We start from the raw sequence: 23,978 nt of genomic DNA, 5'->3' as shown, positions 1-23,978 counted from the left end.
GGGTCCTCGTGTGCGCAACAGGCCGTCTACGGTGACAGCGCCTGCATCGGATTTATCGGCCGATTCGTCGAGGACTGGAGCCCGATTTGCTCAGGCGGATGTCAACTGCCGCACAAAAACCACGATCCGTTCGCCCAGTGCGCTGGCCAGGGGCAGTGCCGGATTGGTGTAGCTGTCGCGCTGCTGGCCCATGCCTGGCGGACTGATGCGCAGCATGTGGTTCATGCCATCGATCAGCGCAAGCTGCGCATCGGGCTTGGCCGCCTGCAGGGCCTTGGCGTCGGCCGGGCTGACCTGGATGTCGTTGCGGCCCTGAATGATCAGCGCCGGAATCTGCAAGCGTGCGAAGGCCGCCGCCGGGTCCTGGCGGAACAACGAAATCAGATAAGGCTGCACGCTGGGGCGCAGGGTATTGGCGAGTGCCGGCGGCACGTTGCTGCTCGGCTGGCCGGCCTTGAGTTGATCGATCACCTGTTGCGCTTGCTTGAGTTGGGCCGGGGGCAGGCGTTCGGCCAGTTGTTCGCGCAGCACCTGGTCTACCGGACGGCCGCTGCCGGCCAGGGCGATCACCGCGCTGGCGCCGGCCGGCTCCGCAGCCAGGCTGGCGATCAGTGCGCCTTCGCTATGACCGAGCAGGATCAGCGGGCCGAAGCGTGGGTCGGCTTTGATCTTGTGGCTCCAGGCCACGGCGTCGGCGACATAGCGCTCGACGCTCAATTGACGCTCGTCCGGGGTCGCCGCCAGGCTCTCGGCAACGCCGCGCTTGTCATAGCGCACGCTGGCGATGCCCTGGGCAGCCAGTTGCAGGGCCAGGCGCTTGAGAATGTCGATGCGCCCGACTGCAGGGTTGTTGCCGTCGCGGTCGGTGGGGCCGGAGCCTGCGATGATCAGCACCACCGGCGGCGGGGTGTCGCCGCGCGGCAGCAGCAGGCTGCCATGAAGAATGCCCTGGCCGGTGTCGAGGCTGACCGGGCGCTGGAACACGGCGGGGGCGGCGGCCTGGGCGAGGCCGGAAACGATCAGGAGGAGCAGGACGGCGAGGCGCGACATCATCGGGCTACATGCGGGGGGATGCCGGGTGGACCTGACCCCGTGCAGAAGGTTCGCCAGCAGGGATGAACTGAATGGTTAGCCTGCGTATACTGGCGGCCTTGTTCAAATCAGGCTGATTCGCGGAGCGTCCTGCATGTCCGGCAATACCTACGGCAAGCTGTTCACTGTCACCACCGCTGGCGAAAGCCATGGTCCGGCGTTGGTCGCCATTGTCGATGGCTGCCCGCCGGGTCTGGAGATTTCTCTGGAAGACCTGCAGCGCGACCTGGACCGGCGCAAGCCCGGCACCAGCCGCCACACCACCCAGCGCCAGGAAGCCGACGAGGTCGAGATTCTCTCCGGCGTCTTCGAAGGCCGTACCACTGGCTGCTCCATCGGCCTGCTGATCCGCAACACCGACCAGAAGTCCAAGGACTACTCGGCGATCAAGGATCTGTTCCGCCCGGCCCATGCCGACTACACCTCCCACCACAAGTACGGCGAGCGCGACTACCGCGGCGGTGGCCGCAGCTCGGCACGCGAAACCGCCATGCGCGTGGCCGCCGGTGCCATTGCCAAGAAATACCTGGCCAGCCAGGGCATCCGCATTCGTGGCTACATGAGCCAGCTCGGCCCGATCGAAATCCCGTTCAAGACCTGGGATTCGGTGGAACAGAACGCGTTCTTCAGCCCGGACCCGGACAAGGTCCCGGAACTGGAGGCGTACATGGACCAGTTGCGCCGTGACCAGGATTCGGTCGGCGCGAAGATCACCGTGGTCGCCGAGGGTGTGATGCCCGGTCTGGGCGAGCCGATCTTCGACCGCCTCGACGCCGAACTGGCCCATGCCCTGATGAGCATCAACGCGGTCAAGGGTGTGGAAATCGGCGCCGGCTTCGCCTCGGTTGCCCAGCGCGGCACCGAGCACCGCGACGAGATGACGCCCGAAGGCTTCCTCAGCAATAACGCTGGCGGCATCCTCGGCGGCATTTCCTCGGGCCAGCCGATCGTCGCTCACCTGGCGCTCAAGCCGACCTCCAGCATCACCACGCCGGGCCGTTCCATCGACAAGGATGGCAATCCGGTGGACGTCATCACCAAGGGCCGTCATGACCCGTGCGTCGGGATCCGCGCCACGCCGATCGCCGAAGCGATGATGGCGATCGTGCTGATGGACCACCTGCTGCGCCATCGCGGACAGAACGCTGACGTACGTGTGAGCACCCCGGTACTGGGCCAGCTCTGATGCCCCGCACTGCCCATCGCGCCACGGCTCTTTAGCCGTGGCGTTGCCTTACTGGCGCCTGTCCAGTTTCTACCTCTTCTACTTCGCCCTGCTCGGGTCTACCGCGCCGTTCCTGGCGCTGTATTTCGATCACCTCGGGTTTTCCAGCGCACGCATCGGCGAGCTGGTGGCCATTCCCATGCTGATGCGTTGCGTGGCGCCAAACCTGTGGGGCTGGCTGGGCGACCGCAGCGGCCAGCGCCTGTTGATCGTGCGCCTCGGCGCGCTGTGCACCCTGGCCAGTTTCGCGCTGATCTTCGTCGACAAGAGCTACGCCTGGCTGGCGCTGGTCATGGCGTTGCACGCATTCTTCTGGCATGCCGTGCTACCGCAGTTCGAAGTCATTACCCTCGCGCACCTGCAAGGCCAGACCGGCCGCTACAGCCAGGTGCGGCTCTGGGGATCGATCGGTTTTATCCTCACCGTGGTCGGCCTGGGTCGACTGTTCGAGTGGTTGAGCCTGGATATCTACCCGGTGGCGCTGGTGTGCATCATGGCCGGCATTGTTCTGGCCAGCTTGTGGGTGCCCAATGCCCAGCCTGTGGAGCAGGCCGAGCGTCCGTCCGGTGGCGGCTTCCTCAAGCAACTGACCCGCCCCGGCGTGCTGGCGTTCTACACCTGCGTGGCGTTGATGCAGCTCAGCCACGGTCCGTACTACACCTTCCTGACCCTGCACCTGGAAAGCCTCGGCTACAGCCGTGGCACCATCGGCATGCTGTGGGCGCTGGGGGTGCTGGCCGAGGTGTTGCTGTTCATGGTGATGAGCCGGATCCTCGCGCGGGTGTCATTGCGCCGGGTGCTGCTGGCGAGTTTCCTGTTGGCGGCGCTGCGCTGGCTGTTGCTGGGCAGTTTTGCCGAGCACTTGCTGGTGCTGCTGTTCGCCCAGTTGCTGCACGCGGCAACCTTCGGCAGTTTCCACGCCACCTGCATCGCTTTCGTCCAGCGCAGTTTCGGCGCGCGCCAGCAGGGCCAGGGCCAGGCGTTCTACGCTGCGTTGTCCGGCACCGGCGGCGCCTTGGGCGCGCTGTATGCGGGCTATAGCTGGAAGGCTCTGGGCCCGGGTATCACCTTTAGTATTGCCGCCGTCGCGGCGCTGGCCGCAGCCGTTATCATTGCGACCCGGTTGAAAGAGGACGCTATCTAGCGTCCGCGTCATGTCATGAAAAAACAGGAGTTGCCCTTGAGCATCCTCAGCGTTTATCACCAGTCCACCCCGGATACCCCCAACAAAGTCCTGACCCACGATGACGATATCGCCGCGACACTGGCCGAGCAGGGCGTGCGCTTCGAACAGCGGGAAGTGGCCGAGCGGATCCGCCCGGGGACTGCCGCAGAGGAGGTGATCGCGCTGCTGGATCAACAACTCCAGGCGCTGAAAGCCGAGTGTGGCGCGGTGATGGAGGTGTTCAGCGTCAATCCCGAACATCCGCAGAAGGATGAACTGCGTGCCGGCTGGATCGACGAGCGCCGTCATTCGGCAAAGGGCGCGCACTTTGTCATTAGCGGGCGCGGCCTGCTGAATCTGCGAATCGGCGATTACGTGTATGCGCTGGTGGCGGAGCGGGGCGCTCTGGTCAGCGTTCCGGCGGGGACTGCGCACTGGTTCGATATCGGCGAGCAGCCGAATCTGGTGCTGGTGCGGTTGTTCGAGAATGAGGGCGGGCGGGCGCTGGAATTGACGGGAGATGAAAGTGCCCGGTTGTATCCGGGGCTGGATGACACGTTCTAAACCTTCACGTTCTTCATTGCTGCGGTTCGGCGCTCCGACAAGCCAGCGCCCACAAGGTCCGGTGAATCCTGTACCTGTGGGGGCTGGCTTGTCGGGGCGCCGAACCGCAGCGATGCATTCAGCTCAACGATAAGTCGGCAGTGCAAAGCGCTGCTGGCTTTGCAGCATCGAAATCACCGGCAATTCACTGGCCTGTTCGGCCAGGTCACGGCGAATGGCGCTGATGGCCCACGACAGTTGTTCGGCGCTGTGCAGTTGGGCGTAGGAAATCGAGCGTTTGACCTGTGTGCCGTCGGCAGCACGCAGCGTCAGCAGGATGCCGCCATCAGGGCGGGCTTGAGTGGCCACTTGGTAGGCAGAGAATACCGAGGCGAATTTTTCCTGAATGAGGTCCATATCAGCTCCTGGCTGTGGGTGGCAGACATGGAGTGATGGGTGCAGCGACTGTGCCAGCTTTTTGGTAATTAAAAATTCGTTATAAATCAGTTACTTATTGTTTTGTGGCAATAAGGCCGCCGTGCATTGTGCAAGGTCGTGCATTTTGCACAGTGCATTTTGCAAGGGTCGTCCGCCCTCGCGTTTTTTCTGCCGACGCTATGGAATTATCCACAGCGATTGCGGGACCAATCCTCACAAGACTTGGGCTTTATCCCCGTCAGGAGGTTCCGTATGTCCGATCAACGTCAGCCCGTCACCATGGACGCCGATGAAGCCGCTGCCTTTGCCGCGGAGGTCTTCGACCGAGCCCGCCAGGGCGATGCGCCGATGCTTGCCCGCCTGCTGGAGAACGGTCTGCCAGCCAATTTGCGCAATCAGAAGGGCGACACACTGCTGATGCTCGCCAGTTATCACGGTCATCTGGAAGCGGCGCGGGTGCTGTTGCAGCATGGCGCCGATCCGGCCATCTCCAACGACAATAACCAACAGCCGTTGGCGGGCGCGGCGTTCAAGGGAAACCTGGAAATGGTCCGGCTGCTGGTGGAGCAGGGTGCCGAGCCGGATGCGGCCGCAGGCGACGGGCGCACGGCGTTGATGATGGCGGCGATGTTCAACCGCACAGCGATCGTTGACTACCTGCTGGCGCAGGGCGCCGACCCCAAGCGCCGCGACGCCCGTGGCATTGATGCCCTCGGCGCCGCCCAGGCCATGGGCGCCGCTGACACCACGCAGCAGTTGCAAGCGCTGGCCTAACCGGCGGGAGGCTTTTGCGGCTATCCTTGGCGACTTTTTTCCAGCGTCGCAGGGCCTCTCATGAAAAACCAACTGGTCGAACTCCTTGGCAAAATCAGCTCCGGCTGCATGACCGAGCAGGACATCGAGCGGATCGCCGACGAAGCGGTGCAGGCCTATGCCGACCCTGCGGGCTTCCTCGCCGCCAACCCCGATATCAACTACGACGACACCTTCCCGATCCCGCTGGGTGAATGGGTGGTGGTGGGCAGCCTGCCGGACACCGTGCTGTTCCAGGCCGACAGTTACCAGGACCTGCTCGCGCAGATCACCGATTCGTTTGACCAGAGCGTCCCGTTCAATATCAAACCCAAGCAACTGGCCAAGGTCGAGGCGCTCACCGCGCTCAACCGCCTCCAGATCCAGATGGGCAGCATGAACAAGGAAGCCGGTGGCTATGTGCTGATGAACTTCAGCCAGTTGCTGGACGACGAGTTGCAGATGGTGCTGGTGTGCGGCAACGACCTGCCGCGGGTGCTGGAACTGTGCGCCGAACTGAACATCACCGCAGCGCCGGCCCTGGAAGCGCTGCGGGTGGCGCTGCACGTTTAACCCAGCGCGGTATCGAGGAACATCATCACCGCGAAGCCGCCCATCAGGCCGAGGGTCGCCGAGGTCTGATGGCCATTGCGGTGGGTTTCCGGGATGACTTCATGGGACACCACGAAGATCATCGCGCCCGCCGCCAGGCCCATGCTCACCGGGTAGGCGATGGCGAAACCGCTGGAAATCCCCAGGCCGATCACCGCGCCAATCGGCTCCATCAGACCCGAGCCAACCGCCACCAGCGCCGCCTTCAATGTTGACAGCCCCGTGGCGCGCAGCGCCAGGGCCACCGCCAGGCCTTCGGGAATGTCCTGAATGGCGATGGCGCTGGTCAGCGGCAGGCCGACACTCAGGTCACCCGTGGTAAAGCTCACGCCGATGGCCATGCCCTCGGGGAGGTTGTGCAAGGTGATCGCCAGCACGAACAGCCAGACCCGATTGATCCGCTCGGCCTGCGGGCCGCAAGGGCCAGTGCTTTCGTGTTCGTGCGGGGTGAAGCGGTCCAGGCCAAGCATCAGCAGCACGCCAAGGCCCATGCCGACCACCACCGTCAGGGCCGCGTAGGGGCCGCTGCCGGTAATCTCCCGGGCGGCGTCGAGGCCCGGCAGGATCAATGAAAACGAGCTGGCGGCGAGCATCATCCCGGCGGCGAAGCCGAGCATCACGTCCTGCATCCGGCTGCTGATATCGCGCAGCACGATGGCCAGCAATGCGCCCAGGGCGGTGGCGGAGAAACCGGCCAGCCCGCCGAGCAGGGCCATGTGCAGGTTTTCCTGGTGGTCACCGTGAATCGCGTTCCAGGCGCTGGCGCCCATCAGCCAGAGCACCGCCAGCAGGCTCAGACCCAGGCCGGCACTCATCCAGGGCGAGGATTGCGCCTGCTGCAGCCACGCGGTGTAGAGCGGCACGGGGGCGGAGTGGCTGTGGCTGGACGTCGAGGGCATAACGCATTTCTCCGAAAGGCAATGGCGCGAGTGTAAGCACAGCGGCAGGGCGGAGCCGAAGCAAACGCGTCTATCAGGCCAATAGCCAGCTATCCTGAAGGCTCACTCATACATGGGAGCTTCATCATGGGTTCCGCGTTCAACGGGCTGGTTGGCCTGATCATTCTGGCCCTGGATATCTGGGCGATCATCAACGTGCTCAAGAGCAGCGCCGGGGTTGGCGCCAAGGTGCTGTGGATCCTGCTGATCCTGCTGTTGCCGGTGCTCGGCCTGATTATCTGGGCCATCGCCGGGCCGCGGGGGAATGTGCGGCTGTAGGCCGGTTCAGATCAGCCAAGCGCCTTCCAGTTGCAGCAACAGTTGCTTGCGCTCAAGGCCGCCGGCAAAACCGGTGAGGCTGCCATCGCTGCCGATCACCCGGTGGCAGGGCACGATCACTGCGATGGGGTTGGCGCCATTGGCCGTGCCGACGGCCCGGATCGCCTTGGGCCGGTCGATGGTGCGGGCCAGTTCGGCGTAGCTGGTGGTGGTGCCGTAGGGGATATTCACCAGCGCGCGCCAGACGTCCTGTTGAAACGGCGTGCCGCGGGCGGCAAGGCGCAGTTCGAAGCGCTCGCGCTTGTGGGCGAAATACTCGTCCAGTTGCCGCGCCACGTCGTCGAGCTGGCTGTCGGCCTGGCGCCAGGTGGCGTCCAGTTCCCAGGGGTGGGCGCTGTCCATGTGCAGAAGGTGCAAGCCTTGTTCGTCGCCCGCCAGCAGTAACTGGCCAATGGGGCTGGGGTGATAGCGATAGTGCATGTGGGTGGGCTCTTTGCTTGAGAGGGCAATAAAGATAGCCTGATCCGCGGCCCCGGTGTTCTCAACGAAATTTTCACAATCGATTGCAGACAATCCGCGCGCGCAATTATCCATTCGCCTAATGGTTCGGCACTTTTCGGGTATAACCCGAGCCGCTGCCGCCGCTTCGCGTCAATGCCTTCCACAACCGAATCCCAGGGATCTTCCAATTCATGGCTAATACGGACGCCTTGAGTCAACAGCGGGCTGCTTCGCGCCTGTTGCAACCAACGGTCAAATCACACCTGCTCTATACCCTGCTGTGCGGCCTGGCGATCATGGCGATGCTCAGCCTGGTACGGCTTGCGTTGCTGGCCTACAACAGCGACATGGTTGGCGACACGCCGTCGTCCACTGTCGTGGAAGGTTTCCTCAACGGCCTGCGTTTCGACCTGCGGGTGGTGGTGTACCTGAGCATTCCGCTGCTGCTGGCGATCCTCAGTGCGCGGGCGATGGCGGCGCGCGGTTTCTTCCGCCTGTGGCTGACCCTGACCTCCAGCATCGTGCTGTTCCTCGGCCTGGTGGAGATGGACTTCTACCGCGAGTTCCACCAGCGCCTCAACGGCTTGGTATTCCAGTACATCAAGGAAGACCCGAAGACCGTCGGCAGCATGCTGTGGTACGGCTTCCCGGTAGTGCGCTACCTGCTGGCGTGGGTCGGCGGCACGATCGTGATGAGCCTGGCGTTCAAAGGCATCGACCGTCTGACCCGGCCCCGTGGCGAGTACCAGAGCAACCTCGCCGGTGCTCGCAGCGTGGCGCCGTGGTACGTGCGCGGCGTGGTGTTCTTCATGATCCTGCTGGTGGCCGTGATTGCCGCCCGTGGCACCCTGCGCCAAGGCCCGCCCATGCGTTGGGGTGATGCCTTCACCACCGACTCGAACTTCGTCAACCAACTGGGCCTCAACGGCACCCTGACCCTGATCGATGCCGCCAAGAGCCGCATGTCCGAAGACCGCGACAACATCTGGAAGTCGACCCTCGATCAGAAGGTCGCCCAGGACACCGTGCGCCAGATGCTGCTGACGCCGAGCGACAAGCTGGTCGACGCCGACAGCGCCGCGATTCGCCGTGACTTCACGCCGCCGGCCGAGAACACCCTGCCGATCAAGAACGTCGTGGTCATCCTGATGGAGAGTTTCGCCGGCCATTCCGTCGGCGCGCTGGGGGCTTCGGGCAACATCACCCCGTACTTCGACAAACTGGCCGAGGAAGGCCTGCTGTTCGACCGCTTCTTCTCCAACGGCACCCATACCCACCAGGGCATGTTCGCCACCATGGCCTGCTTCCCGAACCTGCCGGGCTTCGAATACCTGATGCAGACCCCGGAAGGCGGCCACAAACTGTCGGGCCTGCCGGCGCTGCTCAGTGCGCGGAAATACGACGACGTCTACGTCTACAACGGTGACTTTGCCTGGGACAACCAGTCCGGTTTCTTCGGCAACCAGGGCATGACCACCTTCATCGGCCGCAATGACTTCGTCAATCCGGTGTTCTCCGACCCGACCTGGGGCGTGTCCGACCAGGACATGTTCGACCGTGGTAACCAGGAACTGGCGAACAACTATGGCAAGAAACCGTTCTATGCCTTGCTCCAGACCCTGTCCAACCACACCCCATATGCCCTGCCGAACGACCTGCCGGTCGAGCCGGTGACCGGCCATGGTCGCCTGGACGAACACCTCACCGCCATGCGTTATTCCGACTGGGCCCTGGGCCAGTTCTTCGAGAAGGCGCGCAAGGAGCCGTACTTCAAGGAAACCCTGTTCGTCATCGTCGGTGACCATGGCTTCGGCAATAACCAGCAGGTCACCGAGCTGGACCTGGGCCGCTTCAACGTGCCGCTGTTGCTGATCGCACCGGGCATCCAGGACAAGTTCGGCAAGCGCAATCACACCGTCGGCACCCAGATCGACATCGTGCCGACCGTCATGGGCCGCCTGGGTGGCGAAACCCGTCACCAGTGCTGGGGGCGTGACTTGCTCAACCTGCCGGAAGGCGACCAGGGCATCGGCATGATCAAGCCTTCGGGCAGCGAGCAGATCGTCGGTCTGATCCAGGGTGATCGCGTGCTGATCGAGTCCAAGGACATGTCGCCGCGCCTGTACCGTTATCAGTTGGGCAGCGAGTTCAAGGCTGAGTTGATCGAGCATCCGGAGCAGGACGCCATGCTCAAGAAACTCGAATCCTTCATCCAGACCGCAACCAAGAGCCTGCTGGACAATACCGCCGGTGTTGTCCACGGCATCCCGGACTGATCGCCCTGGCGTAATCCGTTCGTTGCACAAGACCCCGGCCTGGCCGGGGTTTTTTATGGGGGCGCCGCCGGGCCAACCGACTTGAACAATGTCCGCAGGCGAGGGTCAACGGAAGACAGGCTGGAAACACTCCTGTACCTGCCATCGAGGACACGCCAGATGAAAGAGTGGGAAATCACTTTTGTGGACCAGAAGGGCGAACGCACTTCGTTGTTGCTTGCCGCCGCGGACCGCCCGAGCATTGAAGACGCAGCGCGGCGGATCAGGGGCCACCTGTTCCCGGTCATGGATGAACTCGACCTCAATGATTTCCAGGACCGTGCCGACTGTCCGACCGCGAAATGGCTGAAGGAACAGAACGGGGTGGAGATCACCGACATCACTGAACGGAGCTGAATCCACAGGCTGGCTGGCGTTGTGCCTCACCAGCCGCTACGCTGCATGCAGGGCCGTCGGTTATTGCGCCGGCCCTTGTCTCCCATTACCGCTACATTCATTACCGCAACATTGCTGCATTCGCTCGAGAACCCCACCCGCGTCCCGCGCCAGGGGTAAGTGCGCAAGCACTGAAAGTCTATCCATCGTGATTGAGGAGGACGATTCATGAGCAACTTGTACGAGGACATCAGCAGCACGGTATTGCGCCGCATGAAAGAAGGCGGTTTCAACTTCGCACAAATCCATCCAATCGAGTTCTATGCGGTATTCCCGGACGAGGAACGGGCGCGCAGGGCTGCAGGAAAGTTCCGGGGAGAGTCGTTGTGTGCCCAGGTGCATGAAAGTGACGATGGCTGGCAACTGGAACTGAGCAAGATCATGTACGCCACGTATGGTGGCATCGACGAATTCGAACAGGATTTCGAAGCCGTGGTCGTGCCACTGGGCGGTGAAGCTCAGGGCTGGGGAGTGAAGCAGGAGCGCGCGGTAACCTGAAATGCACCCCGGGGCGGCCAGGCCGTCCCGGGAACCCACACGCTTCGCAATGAAGCGCGTGCCCCATTCGCGTGGGGCTGGCTGCACAAGTCTGGTGCGGCGTCTTTTCCTGAATTCCCCAACCCGTTGATTGAAAAGGATTAATTCCGCTGGCACGGGCTTTGCGACAGTGCCTGTGCACGGGTGACAAGGAGTTCGGCATGATTCGCACGTTCTATGATGAGATGTACGCCGCCGACGGTCAGCTCCGTCCGCATTATCGGGAATTCGCCCGCTGGCTGGCGCAGACGCCGCCTGAGCAAGTGGCGCAACGCCGCCGCGAGGCGGACCTGCTGTTCCACCGCGCCGGCATCACCTTCACGCTGTACGGGGACGAGCAGGGCACTGAGCGCCTGATCCCTTTCGACACCATTCCGCGGGCCATCCCGGCCAGCGAATGGCGGGTGGTAGAGCGCGGCTGCATCCAGCGCGTCAAGGCGCTGAACATGTTTCTCGCCGACCTCTACCATGACCAGCGCATCCTGCGCGCCGGGATCATTCCCGCCGAGCAGGTGCTGGCCAACGATCAATACCAACTGGCAATGCAGGGCCTGAACCTGCACCGCGACATCTACGCGCACATTTCCGGGGTCGACCTGGTTCGCGACAGCGACGGCAGCTATTACGTCCTCGAAGACAACCTGCGCACGCCCAGCGGTGTCAGCTACATGCTCGAAGACCGCAAGATGATGATGCGGCTGTTTCCCGAACTGTTCGCCGCCCAGCGCATCGCACCGATCGACCACTACCCGAACCTGTTGCTCGACACCCTGAAAAGCTCCAGTCCGCTGGATAACCCCAGCGTTGTGGTGCTGACCCCGGGGCGGTTCAACAGCGCGTTCTTCGAACACGCCTTTCTCGCTCGCGAGATGGGTGTGGAACTGGTGGAAGGCGCGGACCTGTTCGTTCGCGACGAGCGGGTATTCATGCGCACCACCGACGGCCCCAAGCCGGTCGACGTGATCTATCGCCGGCTGGACGACGCCTTCCTCGATCCGCTGGCATTCAACCCCGACTCCATGCTCGGCGTGCCCGGCCTGCTGTCGGCCTACCGCTGCGGCAACGTGGTGCTGGCCAACGCCATCGGCACCGGGGTGGCCGACGACAAGTCGGTCTATCCCTACGTCACCGAGATGATCCGTTTCTACCTGGACGAAGAACCGATCCTGAAGAATGTGCCGACCTGGCAATGCCGCAAGCCGGAAGAGCTTTCCCACGTGCTGGCCAACCTGCCGGACCTGGTGGTCAAGGAAACCCAGGGCTCTGGCGGCTACGGCATGCTGGTGGGGCCGGCGTCGACCAAGGCGGAAATCGCCGCTTTCGCCGAACGCATCAAGGCCCGTCCGGCCGCCTATATCGCCCAGCCGACCCTGTCGCTGTCGACCTGCCCGACCTTCGTCGAGAACGGCATTGCGCCACGGCACATCGACCTGCGTCCGTTCGTCCTGGCCGGCCGGGAGACCCGCGTGGTGCCCGGCGGCCTGACGCGGGTGGCGCTGCGCGAGGGCTCGCTGGTGGTGAACTCGTCCCAGGGGGGCGGTACCAAGGACACCTGGGTGGTCGAGGATTGAATCATGCTCAGTAGAACGGCTTCGGACCTGTATTGGATGTCCCGTTATCTGGAGCGGGCGGAAAACCTCGCGCGGATGCTCGATGTCAGTTATTCGCTGTCGCTGATGCCGCAGGACGGTCGCGGCGATGGCCTGGACGAAATGGCGCTGGCGCTGCGCATCACCGGCACCCTGGACGATTACCTGGGCCGGCATGGGCAACTGCACGCCGAGCGTCTGTTGCACTTTTTTGCCCTCGACCCGGAAAACCCGGCCAGCATCTACAGCTGCCTGGGCGCCGCGCGGGCCAGCGCCCATGCGGTGCGTGGGCGGATTACCGCGGACATGTGGGAAAACATCAACGCCACCTGGCTGGAGATTCGCGGCATCGCCGAGCAAGGCCTGGGACGCTATGGCATGAGTCGCTTCTGCGAGTGGATCAAGGAGCGCTCGCACCTGTTCCGCGGCGCCACCTACGGCACCATCATGCGCAACGACGCTTTCCGCTTCATTCGCCTGGGCACCTTCATCGAGCGGGCCGACAACACCCTGCGCCTGCTCGACGCCCGCTACGAGATGTTCGGCGAGGACGCCGAAACCGTCAGCGACAGCTCTGCCCGCGGTTATTACCAGTGGAGCGCCTTGCTCCGCGCGCTGTCCTCGTTCGAGGCCTATACCGAGATCTACCGCGACGCTCCCACGGGGCGCCATGTTGCCGAACTCTTGCTCCTGCGTGCCGATGTCCCCCGTTCCCTGCGTGCCTGCACGGAAGAAATCGACCAGATCCTCGCCAGCCTGCCCGGCGCCAACGGCCGTCCGGCCCAGCGCCTGGCTGCGGAAGTGGATGCCCGTCTGCGCTATACCGGCATCGACGAAATCCTTTCGCAAGGGCTGCATCCCTGGTTGAACCACTACATTCCGCTGGTGCGTGAGTTGGGCAACGCCATTCACAGCGCTTACCTGGAGGTCGTATGAGACTGACCATTAGCCACGAAACCGCCTACCACTACGAAGACCAGGTGCGGACCAGCATCCAGTACCTGCGCCTGACGCCCCCGGACAACGAGCGCCAGCAGGTGCTGCAATGGGAACTGGACCTGCCGCGTCCCGCGCAGGCCCGGCGCGATCCGTTCGGCAATATCCTGCATGTGCTCAGCCTGGAAGAACCGCATGCCGACCTGCTGATCGCCGCGCGCGGTGAAGTCGAGATCGACCCGACCCGCGAAGCCGAGCACGAATCGCAGTCACCCTTGCCGTTCCTGCGCTTCACCCGCCTGACCGAGGCCGACGAGGCGCTGCGTGGGTTTGCCGGCCAGCAGTGCGGGCAACGCCGTGATCGCAGCGCGCTGATCGAGATGATGGGGGCGCTGCATGAGCGCATGGCCTATCGCCCCGGTGCCACTGCGGTGGATACCAGCGCCGCCCAGGCCTTCGCCGGTGGTGCGGGGGTCTGCCAGGACCACGCCCACGCCTTTATCGCCTGCGCCCGCAGCCTGCTGGTGCCGGCGCGTTATGTGTCCGGCTACCTGTTCGACAATGACAGCCAGCACATGGCCAGCCACGCCTGGGCCGAGGCCTGGCTGGACGGCGCCTGGTACAGCTTCGATGTGACCAACCAGCTTGCGGTACCCGAGCGCCATCTGAAGCTGGCGGTGGGCCTGGATTACCTCGACGCCTGCCCGGTACGCGGCATGCGCCGGGGCGGCGGGTACGAGCAGATGCACGCTAACGTGCTGGTGACATCCGGGTTTTCGGCGCAGCAGTAAGCGTCAGAGTTTGCGTTTGGCCATGTGGCCGAGGTAGGCGAGCAGGGCGTCGAGGTCGGCGTCCGGCAGTATGCTTGCGCTGAAGCCGGGCATCCGCGCTTGCGGCCACTGGCGCAGACTCTGCGGGTCGCGGATATAGCGACGGAGAAACTCGGGTCGGAAGTATTCGGTGGGGTTGTAGGGCAGGTTCAGGTCCGGACCGAACTGGGCATCGCCGGCGCCGTTGAGGCGGTGGCAGGCCAGGCAGTTCTTCTGGAACAGGGCGAAGCCGCGGCTCACCGGGTCATTCGCTGCCAGGCCGGGTGCCGGGAGCAGGGCGGGAAACCGCTCGGCCACCGGCGGCAGGCGACGGATGCTGGCGACCTGGAAGGGCCATTGCTCGGGGCTGATATTACCGGCCTCGGGGTGCGTCCAGACCAGATAGAAGGGACCGGCGCCGGGTTTGTCCTTGGCCAGTGGCGGCCACGGGTGAGCCGGGTCTTCCACCGCCAGCCAGGCTTGTGCCGGTCCTTGCTTGAGCAACGCGGCGGCGGGCATTTCGGCAGCGAAGCCATCGAGGGCCACGGCCTGCAGATGGTCATCCGGCTTGATCCCTTCCAGCAGGACCGCCAAAGGCACCGCGCGATACGTCATGGGCTTCTTGTACGACACATCCTGCTCGATACGGATGTCCCGGGCCTGCGGGTGCTGGAGCAGCTCCGCGGTTTGCCATTGCTTGTCGCTGTCGCCGAGTTGGAGGGTCAATTGCGCCGCGTGCAACGGCAGGCTCAGCACGCTGAGCAGGAGGGCGAAGCGAAGGCGCATGGACGGTCTCCAACCAGTGAGGGTCGGCAGCATATACCAGAGCGCAGGAACGCTGAGAATACCGGGCGCGATCAGCCGAACAGGCGCGTGAGGTTCGGCAGGATCAGCAGCAGTGTGGTGGCGAACAGAATGAGTCCGGCCTGACGTACTTTGTGTTGTTTGAACATGGCTGACTGCCTTCTTGTTGTTATTCCTGAGAGCGAGAGACATCCTTTTCCAGGGTCCGCTGGCCACGAAATGCACGGGATTTCCCGTACCGGCTACAAACCTGCTGGATATCGGTATACAACCAACCTTAGGGGCAACGTTACCGCTGTTTTAGATCGGTTTCGTCTCGACTTTAGTGTTGTTAATGTTTTTTCTTATGAGGCTTTATGCCATATGCGTAAGACGTGCCCGACTAGACGCGTGCGCGGGATACACACACGCTTTGCAATGAAATGACCGTTCGTCCGAGGCAATGCTTGCCTGTCGCCCATATTCGCGGCAGGCTCTACCGGTCTTTTTTCACCACTGTCGTTCAGGGCCAAGTCTATGTCGTTACGCATCTGCATCCTGGAAACCGACGTCCTGCGACCTGAGCTGGTCGAGCAGTATCAGGGCTATGGACGGATGTTCGAGCAACTGTTTACCCGCCAGCCGATCGCCGCCGAATTCACGGTCTACAACGTGATGAACGGTGAGTACCCGCCCGATGACGAGGTCTTTGATGCCTACCTCGTGACGGGCAGCAAGGCCGACTCCTTCGGCGACGATCCGTGGATCCAGACGCTCAAGACCTTTTTGCTGGAGCATTACCGCCGCGGCGACAAGCTGCTGGGTGTGTGCTTCGGCCATCAGTTGCTGGCGCTGCTGCTGGGCGGCAAGAGCGAGCGCGCCACCCAGGGCTGGGGCGTCGGCACCCATCGCTATGTGATGGCCGCCAAGGCGCCGTGGATGAGTCCGCAGGTTGAAGAGCTGACCTTGCTGATCAGCCACCAGGATCAGGTCACCGCGCTACCGGAAAACGCCACCGTGATTGCCTCCAGTGATTTCTGCCCTTACGCGGCGTATCACATTGGCGATCAGGTGCTGTGTTTCCAGGGTCACCCGGAATTTATCCACGACTACTCCCGCGCGCTGCTGGAGCTGCGTCAGGAGCATCTGGGGCAGGAGGTGTACCGCAAGGGCGTCGACAGCCTGGGCGTGGATCACCAGGGCCAGACTGTCGCGGAATGGATGATGCGGTTCGTGGCGCAGCCTAAAGCCAGCCAGAACGCTTGAAACTGCTGTACAGCGCGGTGCAACCCACCGCGATCACCCCCAGTACGGCGAAGTAGCCGTACTGCCAGCTCAGCTCCGGCATGTTCTGAAAGTTCATGCCGTAGATGCCCGCCACTGCCGTGGGAAACGCCAGGATCGCCGCCCAGGCGGCGAACTTGCGTTGCACGATGCTCTGCCGTGACGACTCCAGCAGCATGCCGATCTCGATGGTCTGGCTGGCGATATCGCGGATACCCGCCAGGTCTTCCATCTGCCGTGTGACGTGAATCTGCACGTCGCGAAAGTACGGGCGCATGTTCTTGTCGATGAAGGGGAAGGTCAGGCGCTGCAGTTCCTCGCTGACCTCGACCATCGGCGCCACATAGCGGCGCAGGCGCAGGATGTCGCGGCGCAGGCCGTGGATGCGACGGATGTCTTCTTCGTTCAGCGAGCCGCTGAGCACGCTCTGTTCCAGCTCTTCGATCTCGCCGTGAATGGCTTCGCTGACCGGCTGGTAGTTCTCGGTGACGAAGTCGAGCAGGGCGTAGAGCACGAAGTCCTCGCCGTGCTCCAGCAACAGCGGCCGCGCCTCACAGCGCTGACGGACCAGCGCGTAGGACTTCGAGTGACCGTTACGGCAGGTGATGATGTAGCCATTGCCGGCGAAGATGTGGGTTTCGATGAACTCCAGCTTGCCTTCATGGCGCACCGGCGAGTAGGTGACGATGAACAGCGCGTCGCCGAAGGTTTCCAGCTTGGGCCGGCTGTGCTTTTCCAGGGCGTCTTCGATGGCCAGCTCGTGCAGGTTGAACTGCCGTTGCAGGTTGGCCAGTTCCTGGGCGTTGGGCTCTTCCAGGCCGATCCAGACGAAGTGCCCCGGCTTTCTCGCCCATTCCGCGCCTTCGTCGAGGCTGATATTGGTGACTTTCCTGCCGGCGCTGTACACCGCCGCTGCAACGACTCGACCCATGGTTGTCCATTTCTCTGCGTTAACGTGACTGACAGCTTGGTCTGACCCTGGCGAATCGGCAAATGCTCAGCCGCGTCCGACCTCGCGCTCCATCAGATCGATGCAGTTTTGCATCTGCGTGCGGCATTGCTCCACCAGGGCCGCGACGTCCTGCTGGCTCAGGCCGGCGGTGGCAATCGGCGGCAGCGAGCGGATGATGACCCGCTGGCGGCGCCAGCCATTGATGCTCAAGCGCCGCGCATAGCGGCTGACACACACCGGGACGATGGGCACGCCGGCGTCGATGGCCATGTGGAAGGCGCCTTTCTTGAAGGGGCGCAACTGATCGTCCGGGTTACGCGTGCCTTCCGGGAACACCCAGATCGAGGTGTGGTTTTCCCGCAGGGTGCGGGTGGTGGTCTGGATGGCACGGCGGGCCTGGAAGGCGTTGCCACGGTCGACCAGAACGTTGCCGCCGAGCCAGAACAACTGACCGAACAGCGGAATCCAGCCCAGGCTCTTCTTGCCGATGCACACGGTGCGCGGCGGCACTACGTTGCCGAGCACGAACAGGTCGAAGTTGGACTGGTGGTTGGCGATGATCACGCAACCGGGTGGCTGGTCGAACAGCGGGCCGACTTCCGCCTCGATCTTCAGCCGCAGCAGCCAGCTCGAAGGCCAGGCATACACGCGGGCATATAGCCGGCTGTTATCGGGATTGAAGGGGCGGCACAGACCAATGATCACGCCGATCACGCCCGCCAGGATGAAATGGACACCCAGCAGGAGCATGCGAGGAAGGAAGAGCATCGTACGACTCACTCGATAAAACACGGCTCAGTGTACGGTTGTGCACTGATGGCGGCAAACGCCCTGTTCCATCGGGCAAATGGACAAGGGCCAAACGCGGCTGCGTCTGGCCTGGTGGCTGGATTCAGCCGAGATGTTCCTGGTCGCGGATGATCGCGTCGTCGAGCAGTTCCAGCAGTGCTTTGCGCACCTTGAGCTTGGTGTGCTTGTGCGCGTTCATATTGATCTTCTTCAACTGTCGCGCTGCGGTCAGGGCCGCCTCGGTCAGTTGCTCGGCAGGTACCACCTTGTCGAGGAAGCCGGCATCCACGGCGCTGACCGGATCGAACATCTCGGCGTTGATCACCGAACGGTGGAACGCCGCACGGCGCAGGCGATCGCGGGCCAGCTCGATACCGGCGTGGTGCATGGTCATGCCGATCTGGACTTCATTCAGGCCGATGCTGAACGGGCCTTCGACGCCGATGCGGTAATCGGCCGACAGCAGCAGGAACGCGCCCTTGGCCACGGCATGGCCGGGGCAGGCAACGATGATCGGGAACGGGTGAGAGAGCATGCGCCGGGCCAGGGTCGAGCCGGCGGTGACCAGGGACACAGCGGCCTGCGGGCTGGCGGTCATTACCTTGAGGTCGTAGCCGCCGGAGAGAATGCCCGGCTGGCCGGTGACGATTACCACCGCCCGGTCCTGGGTAGCGCGGTCCAGCGCCTGATTGAAGGCGGCGATCACATCGGGCGAAATGGCGTTGACCTTGCCGTTGTTCAGGGTCAGGGTCGCGATACCGTCGTCCAGTTGGTAGGTAATCAGCTCACTCATGGCGGTGTTCCTTTATAAGAAGTGGCAAAGACGTTACCCAGCCGCCGCAGTCAGGTAAAGCACGATGACTGACCGGTGGGTCACCGTATCGCCTGCCGTCCTTGCTCGACGGGGCTCGCCTGGCCCGGACTGGCAAAGCACTCCACAGATTGGCCAAATTGCCATTGCCACCCGCCATTTTTCGCGGATTGGCTTAAACGCATGAAAAATCTGAAAAAAACCTTTGCCATCGATAAACCTTTCGACTACATTAGCGCGCCTCGACAGGCTGAACTGCTTGAAGAGATCCGGTGAAGTGTCCGAGTGGCTGAAGGAGCACGCCTGGAAAGTGTGTATACAGGAAACTGTATCAAGGGTTCGAATCCCTTCTTCACCGCCACTTTCAAACGCCTCGCAAGTCATTGACTTGCCGGGCGCAAAGAACGGCGATTTGTAGGTCAACCCTGCAAATCGCCGTTTTTTATTGCCCGCGATTTTATCTCCTGGCCGTCCTGGTCATTTTGCTCCGCATTTTTCTCGACCCGCTGAACTCACTCCAAAAAGCACGGTCTTTGTATGCCTTCGTTGAAATTATGGCGCATTGCCATAATCCGCTGCATTCAAACGGATGGAGCCGGCGGCATGAACCTACAGGAGTACTTCGCGTGTTCGACAACAAGTATCGGGACCAGCGTGGCAAGTCGCACAACAGTGAGCAGGATGCCGAGCACGCCAACTCATCCTATTTGCGCGAGGAGGACAAACTCAACGAAGGCAATCTGTGCCGCGCCGACATTTTCATCGTCCTCGGGCTGCTGATTCTCTCGATGGGGATATTCGTTGCCATTCCCAAGGCGCTCTCCCAGGACAAGGTGTTCATGGCCTTCCAGATGCTCCTGCTGCTGGTGGGCAGTTGGGGGTTGTGGGGCCTGGGGGTCTGGAAAATCCCGGTCGCCTTCCGTGGGCCGCTGTATTTCGTTATTTTCATCGGCGGCTTGTTCTACCTGGGTTCGCGATAACTGCCCCGGCAGTCGATTGCGGGCCGCCTCCGGCCCGCAATCGGCGCGATCAGAAGTTCACCGACGCCGAGACCCGCGCCGTCCGCGGCGCGCCCTGGAACAGGTAGTTGTCCCCCAGGTACTCGCCGACATCCCGCCAGTAGCGGCGGTCGAACAGGTTATCCACAGTCAGCCGCAAGGTCGTGTCGTAGCCGGCGATTCGCGTGCGATAACGCGTTCCCACATCGAACACCGTATAACCCCCGGCTTCCACCGTGCCCGCGTAGTTGGCGTACTTGCTGGCGCTGTAGCGCATGCCGCCGAGCAGGGCCAAGCCAGGAACCGGCAGGCTGTAGTCGGCCTGCAGCGAGGCGCGCAGCCGCGGCACATTGAGCGCCTGGTGATCGTCGTAGGCCTCGGTGCCGCTGCCCTTGACCCGGGCGCGGATCGCCGCGGCGCTGGCGTTGATCTGCAGGTCGGAGGTCAGCCAGCCGCTGGCGGACAGTTCCAGGCCGATGTTCTTCTGCTGGCCCTGTTGCACATAGACGAAATCACTGCCGTCCGGTTTTGCGTACTGGTAAGCCTGGCGCAGTTGGAACAGCGCGGCGCCGAAGCTCATGCGCTGCCAGTCACGCTTGATGCCGAGTTCGATCTGGTGCGAGGTGGTCGGGGCGAGGATGTCTTCGTTATTGAGCGCGAACCACGGCGCCACGCCGCCAGACGACAGGCCTTTGCTGTAGCTGGCGAATAGCGAGATATCCGGCCGCGGTTTGTAGATCAATGCGGCGTTGGGCAGCAGTTCGTACTGGCGGGTCTGCCGGCGCAGGCTGCCATCTTCACCGAAGGCTTTTTCGTCAAGACGCACCACGCGGGAGCCGAGTACGGTCTGCCAGTGTTCGTCGAAGGTGATCCGGTCGCTGAAGAACACGCCGTACTGGCGGCTGTCGAGCCGGCGTTCGCTGTGGCCCGGCGTGCCTGGCGCTGGATCGACGGCGGGGGTGTCCTGATAGATGTTGCCGGTGCCGACCCACTCGTTGAAGGTCGGACGCTGATCGACGGTGCGCCGTTGCGCGCTGCTGCCGACGGTCAGTTCGTGGTCAACGCCGAGCGCGGCGAAGCGACCGGTCAACGTTGCCTGCGCTTCATCGGTGCGGCGGGTGTCGTCAGGGCTGCGGAAGTCATAGATGTCGTAGTCGCCTTCCGGGCTGAAGTAGTTGGGCACGGCGTCGGCGCCGCAACTGGCCGAACCGTAGCAACCCCAGGCAAACGAACTGTAGTCATCGATCACCACCCGGCTGTGCGACGCGCTGAGCGCTCCGGTCCAGGCTTCGTTGAAGCGGTATTCAAAGCGTCCGCCGAGGTTCAGCGAATTGCTCTTCACCGGCTTGGCCCAGTCCTGCCAGGCCAGGCGGTCTTTCGGGTCGATGCCGTGGGGCAGGCTGGTGTTGCCCAGCAACTGGTAACCCGGCACCGAGTATTGCTCGCGGATCTGGTATTCGACGTCCAGTTGCAGCAGCGCATCGGGGTTCATCTGCCAGTCGAAGGCCAGGGAGGCGAAGTCGCGCTTGCCGTCGGCATGGTCGACGTAGCTGCGGATATCTTCATGGGCGAGGTTGGCGCGCAGGCCGAACTGGCGCTCGCTGCCGAACCAGCCACCAAGATCAGTGGCGATATAGCGCTCGCCTTGCTCGTTGCTCGACACCGTCACCGAGCGCACGTCTTCCGGCCGCTTGGTCACATAGTTGATCACGCCGCCGGGCTCGGACACGCCGCTTTGCAGGCCTGACAGCCCCTTGAGCAATTCGACCTGCTGCTTGTTTTCCAGCGCTACGTTCTGTTCGCCGGTGATGGTCTGGCCGTTGATCGTGTAGCTATGGGCCGCGTCCAGGCTGAAGCCGCGCACGGTGAAGTTCTCGTAGTAGCCGATCGGTGCGTAGCTTTCGCCCACCGACGCGTCGCTTTGCAGCACCTGGCTGAGCAGGCGTACCTGGCGGTCCTTCAACAGTTGCTCGGTGAACACCGACACCGAGGCCGGGGTGTCCAGCAGCGGCGTCGACGAGAAGCCGGCGACCTGAGCCTGGCGTGGCTGGTAACCATCGTTCTGGGTGTCGGAAATGTTCACCGGGGCGAGGGTCACATTGTCTTGGGCGAGGGCAGTCGAGGTGCTCAGGGCCAGGCTGAGGCTCAGCAGGCTGAGGGGCAGGCGGGGACGTTGCAGGGACATGCGGCAAAACTCCTTGAGGGCCGGCAGCGGGCGCGCCGTTATGACTCGGCGACTACCGATGACTGAAAGCCCGGTACGGCGACAGGAAGGCGCAAAAGGGCGCGCAAGTGCGAAAGGCTACTGGCATTGCGCCAGTGGGCGCCGGAGCGCGGGCGCAATCTTAGCAGGGGCGACCGCGTTGCGGTGCCCCGAATTGCCGTGAGTCTTTCTTCTGCGGGAAACGAATGGAGACGGGATTTATTCAGTGACGGGCGGGCGGTTGCGTGTGCTGGCGGCGCCAGGTCCCGTCCAGTTTCGACCAGGTCTTGCTGTCGGTGACGGCCAACAGCTTGCGCCCATCCTTGAAGGTGGCCAGGAAGGTCACCTCCTCATCCTTGCCGCCAAGCCAGAGCCCGGCGAGCAGTCCGAAGGGGCCTGCCACCAGTGCACCGGCCATACCCCAGCCGATGGCGCTGCCGATATTGCGGCTGGACTCCTGATTGGCGACTTGCATGTCCTTGATGCGCGAGAGTGCGATTTTTTCACCCGGTGAGGGGCTTGTGGCGGTCTTGAGTGTGAGCGATCCATTGCGGTACTCGCCTTCACCTTGCAAGAAATCGCCGGACTGAACCGTGAGTCTTGTCATAGGGGTATCCAGGTTGAGAGGGCTGTTGACCAATCCCTACTGAGCGCTCCGGATACCGCCAAGTCAATCGTCAGGCGACGGAGGGTAATGCGTCTGTCAGACAGTACTGACGTGCATCACCCGCCGCCCGGCGACACCCCATACCAGCAGTGCCAACGCGCCGATACCCAACCCCGCGATGACGATGCCATTCCAGCCGTAGGCCTGGAACAACTGGGTGCCGAGCAGCGAGCCCACGGCGCCGCCAATGAAGTAGCAGGTGATGTAGCCGGCGTTCAACCGGTTACGGGCTTCCGGGTGCAGGGCGATCACCGCGTTCTGGTTGCTGACGTGCACCAGTTGCACCGCGAGGTCCAGCAGCAGGACACCGGCCAGCAGCGCCGCCAGTGAAGTCGGGGCGAAGGCCAGCGGCACCCATGACAGCAACTGGATAAGCAGGCCGAAGGTCGTGCCTTGCGCGCCCTTGCCCTTGTCGGCCAGGCGTCCGCCCAGGTTGGCGGCAAGCGCGCCGGCAGCACCGGCCAGGCCGAAAAGTCCGATGACGCCATCGGAATACTGATAAGGCTCGGCCTTCAGCAGAAACGCCAGCGGCGTCCAGAACAAGGCGAACAGGCAGAAGGAAAAGGCCCCCAGCAACGAGCGCAAACGCAGCACCGGCTCCTCGGCGAACAGGCGGAATACCGACCCGATCAGCGCCGGGTAGGCGAGCCCGGCATGTTGCCGGCGCTGCGGTAATGCGCGGGCGAGGGCGATGGCGCTGACGGCCATCAAGCCGGCGGCGAGCAGGTAAATGCTGCGCCAGTCACCGAGGGTAGCCATGAACCCGGCGGCGGTACGCGCCAGCAGAATGCCCAACAGCAGGCCGCCCATCAACGTACCCACCACCCGGCCGCGTTCGCCCGGTTCGCTCAGGCCGGCGGCCATGGGCACCAGTACTTGCGCCACCACCGAGAACAGGCCGGTCAGCGTGGTACCCACCAACAGCCACGGCAGGCTGGGGGAAAATGCACTTATCAACAGGCCGATTGTGCTGATGGCGATCATGCTGACGATCAGCCGCCGTTGTTCGAACATGTCGCCGAGCGGCGCCAGCAGCAGCAAGCCGGCGCCATAGCTCAGTTGCGCGGCAATGACGATGCCGCCAGCGCTGGCGGTGCTCAGACCGAAGTGCTCGGCAATGCTGTGCAGCAGCGGCTGCGCGTAATAGTTGCTGGCGACCGCCAGGCCGGTGGCGGTCGCCATCAGCAGAATCAGTGCACGACTGAGTGGGGCTGTGGAGGTCATGGACCGTCTCGCTATCCGTAGGTGAAGGTGGGCAGTATCGAAAATGCGCTAGCATGACGCCAATGTATCGTTTTCATTCGATCAATCTTGAAACCAGATA

25 protein-coding genes and 1 tRNA gene are annotated in these 23,978 nt (G+C 63.1%); 15 read left to right on the top strand and 11 right to left on the bottom strand.

What is annotated here, in order from left to right; all coding sequences use genetic code 11:
* Positions 1-90: 90 nt before the first annotated feature.
* A complete protein-coding gene (locus HWV67_RS28835) occupies positions 91-1,053 on the bottom strand; it encodes an alpha/beta hydrolase (RefSeq protein ID WP_175653691.1) in 963 nt (320 codons plus the stop codon).
* A 133-nt stretch (positions 1,054-1,186) separates the two neighbouring features.
* On the opposite strand from HWV67_RS28835, the gene aroC reads away from it, so the two are divergent.
* From aroC to HWV67_RS28820, 3 genes are read left to right on the top strand one after another with little or no spacing between them, the layout of a single operon-like run.
* Positions 1,187-2,278 (top strand): chorismate synthase, encoded by a 1,092-nt coding sequence (aroC, locus tag HWV67_RS28830; protein ID WP_175653690.1) that lies wholly within the window; start codon positions 1,187-1,189, stop codon positions 2,276-2,278.
* A gap of 37 nt (positions 2,279-2,315) precedes the next feature.
* Entirely contained in the window at positions 2,316-3,461 is a 1,146-nt protein-coding gene (locus tag HWV67_RS28825) for an MFS transporter (protein ID WP_175653689.1), read from the top strand.
* 36 nt (positions 3,462-3,497) lie between these two features.
* Positions 3,498-4,046, top strand: coding sequence for an acireductone dioxygenase (locus HWV67_RS28820; protein ID WP_175653688.1), 549 nt, complete (start codon positions 3,498-3,500; stop codon positions 4,044-4,046).
* 123 nt (positions 4,047-4,169) lie between these two features.
* Here HWV67_RS28820 and HWV67_RS28815 read toward each other — a convergent pair whose 3' ends face one another.
* Positions 4,170-4,442 carry a DUF3509 domain-containing protein gene (locus HWV67_RS28815; RefSeq protein ID WP_095155551.1) on the bottom strand — a complete coding sequence of 91 codons (273 nt, stop codon included), beginning with the start codon at positions 4,440-4,442 and terminating at the stop codon, positions 4,170-4,172.
* A 273-nt stretch (positions 4,443-4,715) separates the two neighbouring features.
* On the opposite strand from HWV67_RS28815, the gene HWV67_RS28810 reads away from it, so the two are divergent.
* Together HWV67_RS28810 and HWV67_RS28805 are read left to right on the top strand one after the other, a co-directional pair.
* A complete protein-coding gene (locus HWV67_RS28810; protein ID WP_175653687.1) occupies positions 4,716-5,237 on the top strand; it encodes an ankyrin repeat domain-containing protein in 522 nt (173 codons plus the stop codon).
* Between the two features lie 60 nt (positions 5,238-5,297).
* Positions 5,298-5,828, top strand: coding sequence for a hypothetical protein (locus tag HWV67_RS28805; protein WP_175653686.1), 531 nt, complete (start codon positions 5,298-5,300; stop codon positions 5,826-5,828).
* Here HWV67_RS28805 and HWV67_RS28800 read toward each other — a convergent pair.
* Positions 5,825-6,766 (bottom strand): ZIP family metal transporter, encoded by a 942-nt coding sequence (locus HWV67_RS28800; RefSeq protein ID WP_175653685.1) that lies wholly within the window; start codon positions 6,764-6,766, stop codon positions 5,825-5,827. The two genes, HWV67_RS28805 and HWV67_RS28800, sit on opposite strands and share 4 nt — an antisense overlap.
* Positions 6,767-6,892: 126 nt before the next feature.
* Here HWV67_RS28800 and HWV67_RS28795 point away from each other — a divergent pair, with 126 nt between their 5' ends.
* Positions 6,893-7,084, top strand: coding sequence for a PLDc N-terminal domain-containing protein (locus HWV67_RS28795; protein WP_175653684.1), 192 nt, complete (start codon positions 6,893-6,895; stop codon positions 7,082-7,084).
* 6 nt (positions 7,085-7,090) lie between these two features.
* On the opposite strand, the gene HWV67_RS28790 is transcribed toward HWV67_RS28795, so the two are convergent.
* On the bottom strand, positions 7,091-7,564 hold the full coding sequence (locus HWV67_RS28790) for a methylated-DNA--[protein]-cysteine S-methyltransferase (RefSeq protein ID WP_175653683.1): 474 nt from the start codon (positions 7,562-7,564) through the stop codon (positions 7,091-7,093).
* A gap of 212 nt (positions 7,565-7,776) precedes the next feature.
* Here HWV67_RS28790 and HWV67_RS28785 point away from each other — a divergent pair, with 212 nt between their 5' ends.
* The 6 genes from HWV67_RS28785 to HWV67_RS28760 all read left to right on the top strand — a co-directional run bounded on the left by HWV67_RS28785 (position 7,777) and on the right by HWV67_RS28760 (position 14,149).
* Positions 7,777-9,861: an LTA synthase family protein gene (locus tag HWV67_RS28785; RefSeq protein WP_175653682.1), complete on the top strand. Its 2,085-nt coding sequence runs from the start codon at positions 7,777-7,779 to the stop codon at positions 9,859-9,861.
* A gap of 159 nt (positions 9,862-10,020) precedes the next feature.
* A complete protein-coding gene (locus HWV67_RS28780; protein WP_175653681.1) occupies positions 10,021-10,257 on the top strand; it encodes a hypothetical protein in 237 nt (78 codons plus the stop codon).
* A gap of 207 nt (positions 10,258-10,464) precedes the next feature.
* Positions 10,465-10,794, top strand: coding sequence for a ribonuclease E inhibitor RraB (locus tag HWV67_RS28775; protein ID WP_175653680.1), 330 nt, complete (start codon positions 10,465-10,467; stop codon positions 10,792-10,794).
* Positions 10,795-10,994: 200 nt separating this feature from the next.
* Positions 10,995-12,404 carry a circularly permuted type 2 ATP-grasp protein gene (locus HWV67_RS28770; protein ID WP_095155560.1) on the top strand — a complete coding sequence of 470 codons (1,410 nt, stop codon included), beginning with the start codon at positions 10,995-10,997 and terminating at the stop codon, positions 12,402-12,404.
* Positions 12,405-12,407: 3 nt separating this feature from the next.
* Positions 12,408-13,358, top strand: coding sequence for an alpha-E domain-containing protein (locus tag HWV67_RS28765; protein ID WP_095155561.1), 951 nt, complete (start codon positions 12,408-12,410; stop codon positions 13,356-13,358).
* Positions 13,355-14,149 (top strand): transglutaminase family protein, encoded by a 795-nt coding sequence (locus HWV67_RS28760; RefSeq protein WP_110969325.1) that lies wholly within the window; start codon positions 13,355-13,357, stop codon positions 14,147-14,149. The genes HWV67_RS28765 and HWV67_RS28760 overlap by 4 nt, the downstream gene beginning before the upstream one ends.
* 3 nt (positions 14,150-14,152) lie before the next feature.
* Here the strand turns inward: HWV67_RS28760 and HWV67_RS28755 are convergent, their stop codons facing one another.
* Positions 14,153-14,953, bottom strand: coding sequence for a cytochrome c (locus tag HWV67_RS28755; protein WP_175653679.1), 801 nt, complete (start codon positions 14,951-14,953; stop codon positions 14,153-14,155).
* 534 nt (positions 14,954-15,487) lie between these two features.
* Here HWV67_RS28755 and HWV67_RS28750 point away from each other — a divergent pair.
* On the top strand, positions 15,488-16,216 hold the full coding sequence (locus HWV67_RS28750) for an amidotransferase (protein ID WP_175653678.1): 729 nt from the start codon (positions 15,488-15,490) through the stop codon (positions 16,214-16,216).
* On the opposite strand, the gene corA is transcribed toward HWV67_RS28750, so the two are convergent.
* From corA to HWV67_RS28735, 3 genes are all read right to left on the bottom strand, one after another.
* Positions 16,194-17,165, bottom strand: a complete 972-nt coding sequence (corA, locus tag HWV67_RS28745) for a magnesium/cobalt transporter CorA (RefSeq protein WP_175653677.1) — start codon at positions 17,163-17,165, stop codon at positions 16,194-16,196. The genes HWV67_RS28750 and corA overlap by 23 nt on opposite strands.
* A 66-nt stretch (positions 17,166-17,231) precedes the next feature.
* Positions 17,232-17,954 (bottom strand): lysophospholipid acyltransferase family protein, encoded by a 723-nt coding sequence (locus tag HWV67_RS28740; protein ID WP_095155566.1) that lies wholly within the window; start codon positions 17,952-17,954, stop codon positions 17,232-17,234.
* Between the two features lie 124 nt (positions 17,955-18,078).
* A complete protein-coding gene (locus HWV67_RS28735) occupies positions 18,079-18,768 on the bottom strand; it encodes a crotonase/enoyl-CoA hydratase family protein (protein ID WP_175653676.1) in 690 nt (229 codons plus the stop codon).
* A gap of 289 nt (positions 18,769-19,057) precedes the next feature.
* Here HWV67_RS28735 and HWV67_RS28730 point away from each other — a divergent pair.
* Together HWV67_RS28730 and HWV67_RS28725 are read left to right on the top strand one after the other, a co-directional pair.
* A tRNA-Ser gene (locus tag HWV67_RS28730) sits at positions 19,058-19,147 on the top strand.
* Between the two features lie 265 nt (positions 19,148-19,412).
* Positions 19,413-19,766: a hypothetical protein gene (locus HWV67_RS28725; protein WP_175653675.1), complete on the top strand. Its 354-nt coding sequence runs from the start codon at positions 19,413-19,415 to the stop codon at positions 19,764-19,766.
* A gap of 49 nt (positions 19,767-19,815) precedes the next feature.
* On the opposite strand, the gene HWV67_RS28720 is transcribed toward HWV67_RS28725, so the two are convergent.
* From HWV67_RS28720 to HWV67_RS28710, 3 genes are all read right to left on the bottom strand, one after another.
* The gene (locus HWV67_RS28720; RefSeq protein ID WP_175653674.1) at positions 19,816-21,969 is read right to left on the bottom strand and encodes a TonB-dependent siderophore receptor; all 2,154 of its coding nucleotides are present in this window, start codon (positions 21,967-21,969) and stop codon (positions 19,816-19,818) included.
* Positions 21,970-22,210: 241 nt separating this feature from the next.
* Positions 22,211-22,594 carry a hypothetical protein gene (locus HWV67_RS28715; RefSeq protein ID WP_110969332.1) on the bottom strand — a complete coding sequence of 128 codons (384 nt, stop codon included), beginning with the start codon at positions 22,592-22,594 and terminating at the stop codon, positions 22,211-22,213.
* A gap of 96 nt (positions 22,595-22,690) precedes the next feature.
* A complete protein-coding gene (locus HWV67_RS28710; protein WP_175653673.1) occupies positions 22,691-23,878 on the bottom strand; it encodes an MFS transporter in 1,188 nt (395 codons plus the stop codon).
* Positions 23,879-23,978 lie beyond the last annotated feature (100 nt).

Source organism: Pseudomonas sp. Marseille-P9899 (genome assembly GCF_903166565.1).
In the GTDB taxonomy this organism is placed as follows: Bacteria; Pseudomonadota; Gammaproteobacteria; order Pseudomonadales; family Pseudomonadaceae; genus Aquipseudomonas; species Aquipseudomonas huaxiensis.
This window is presented reverse-complemented; position numbering and strand designations above follow the sequence as displayed.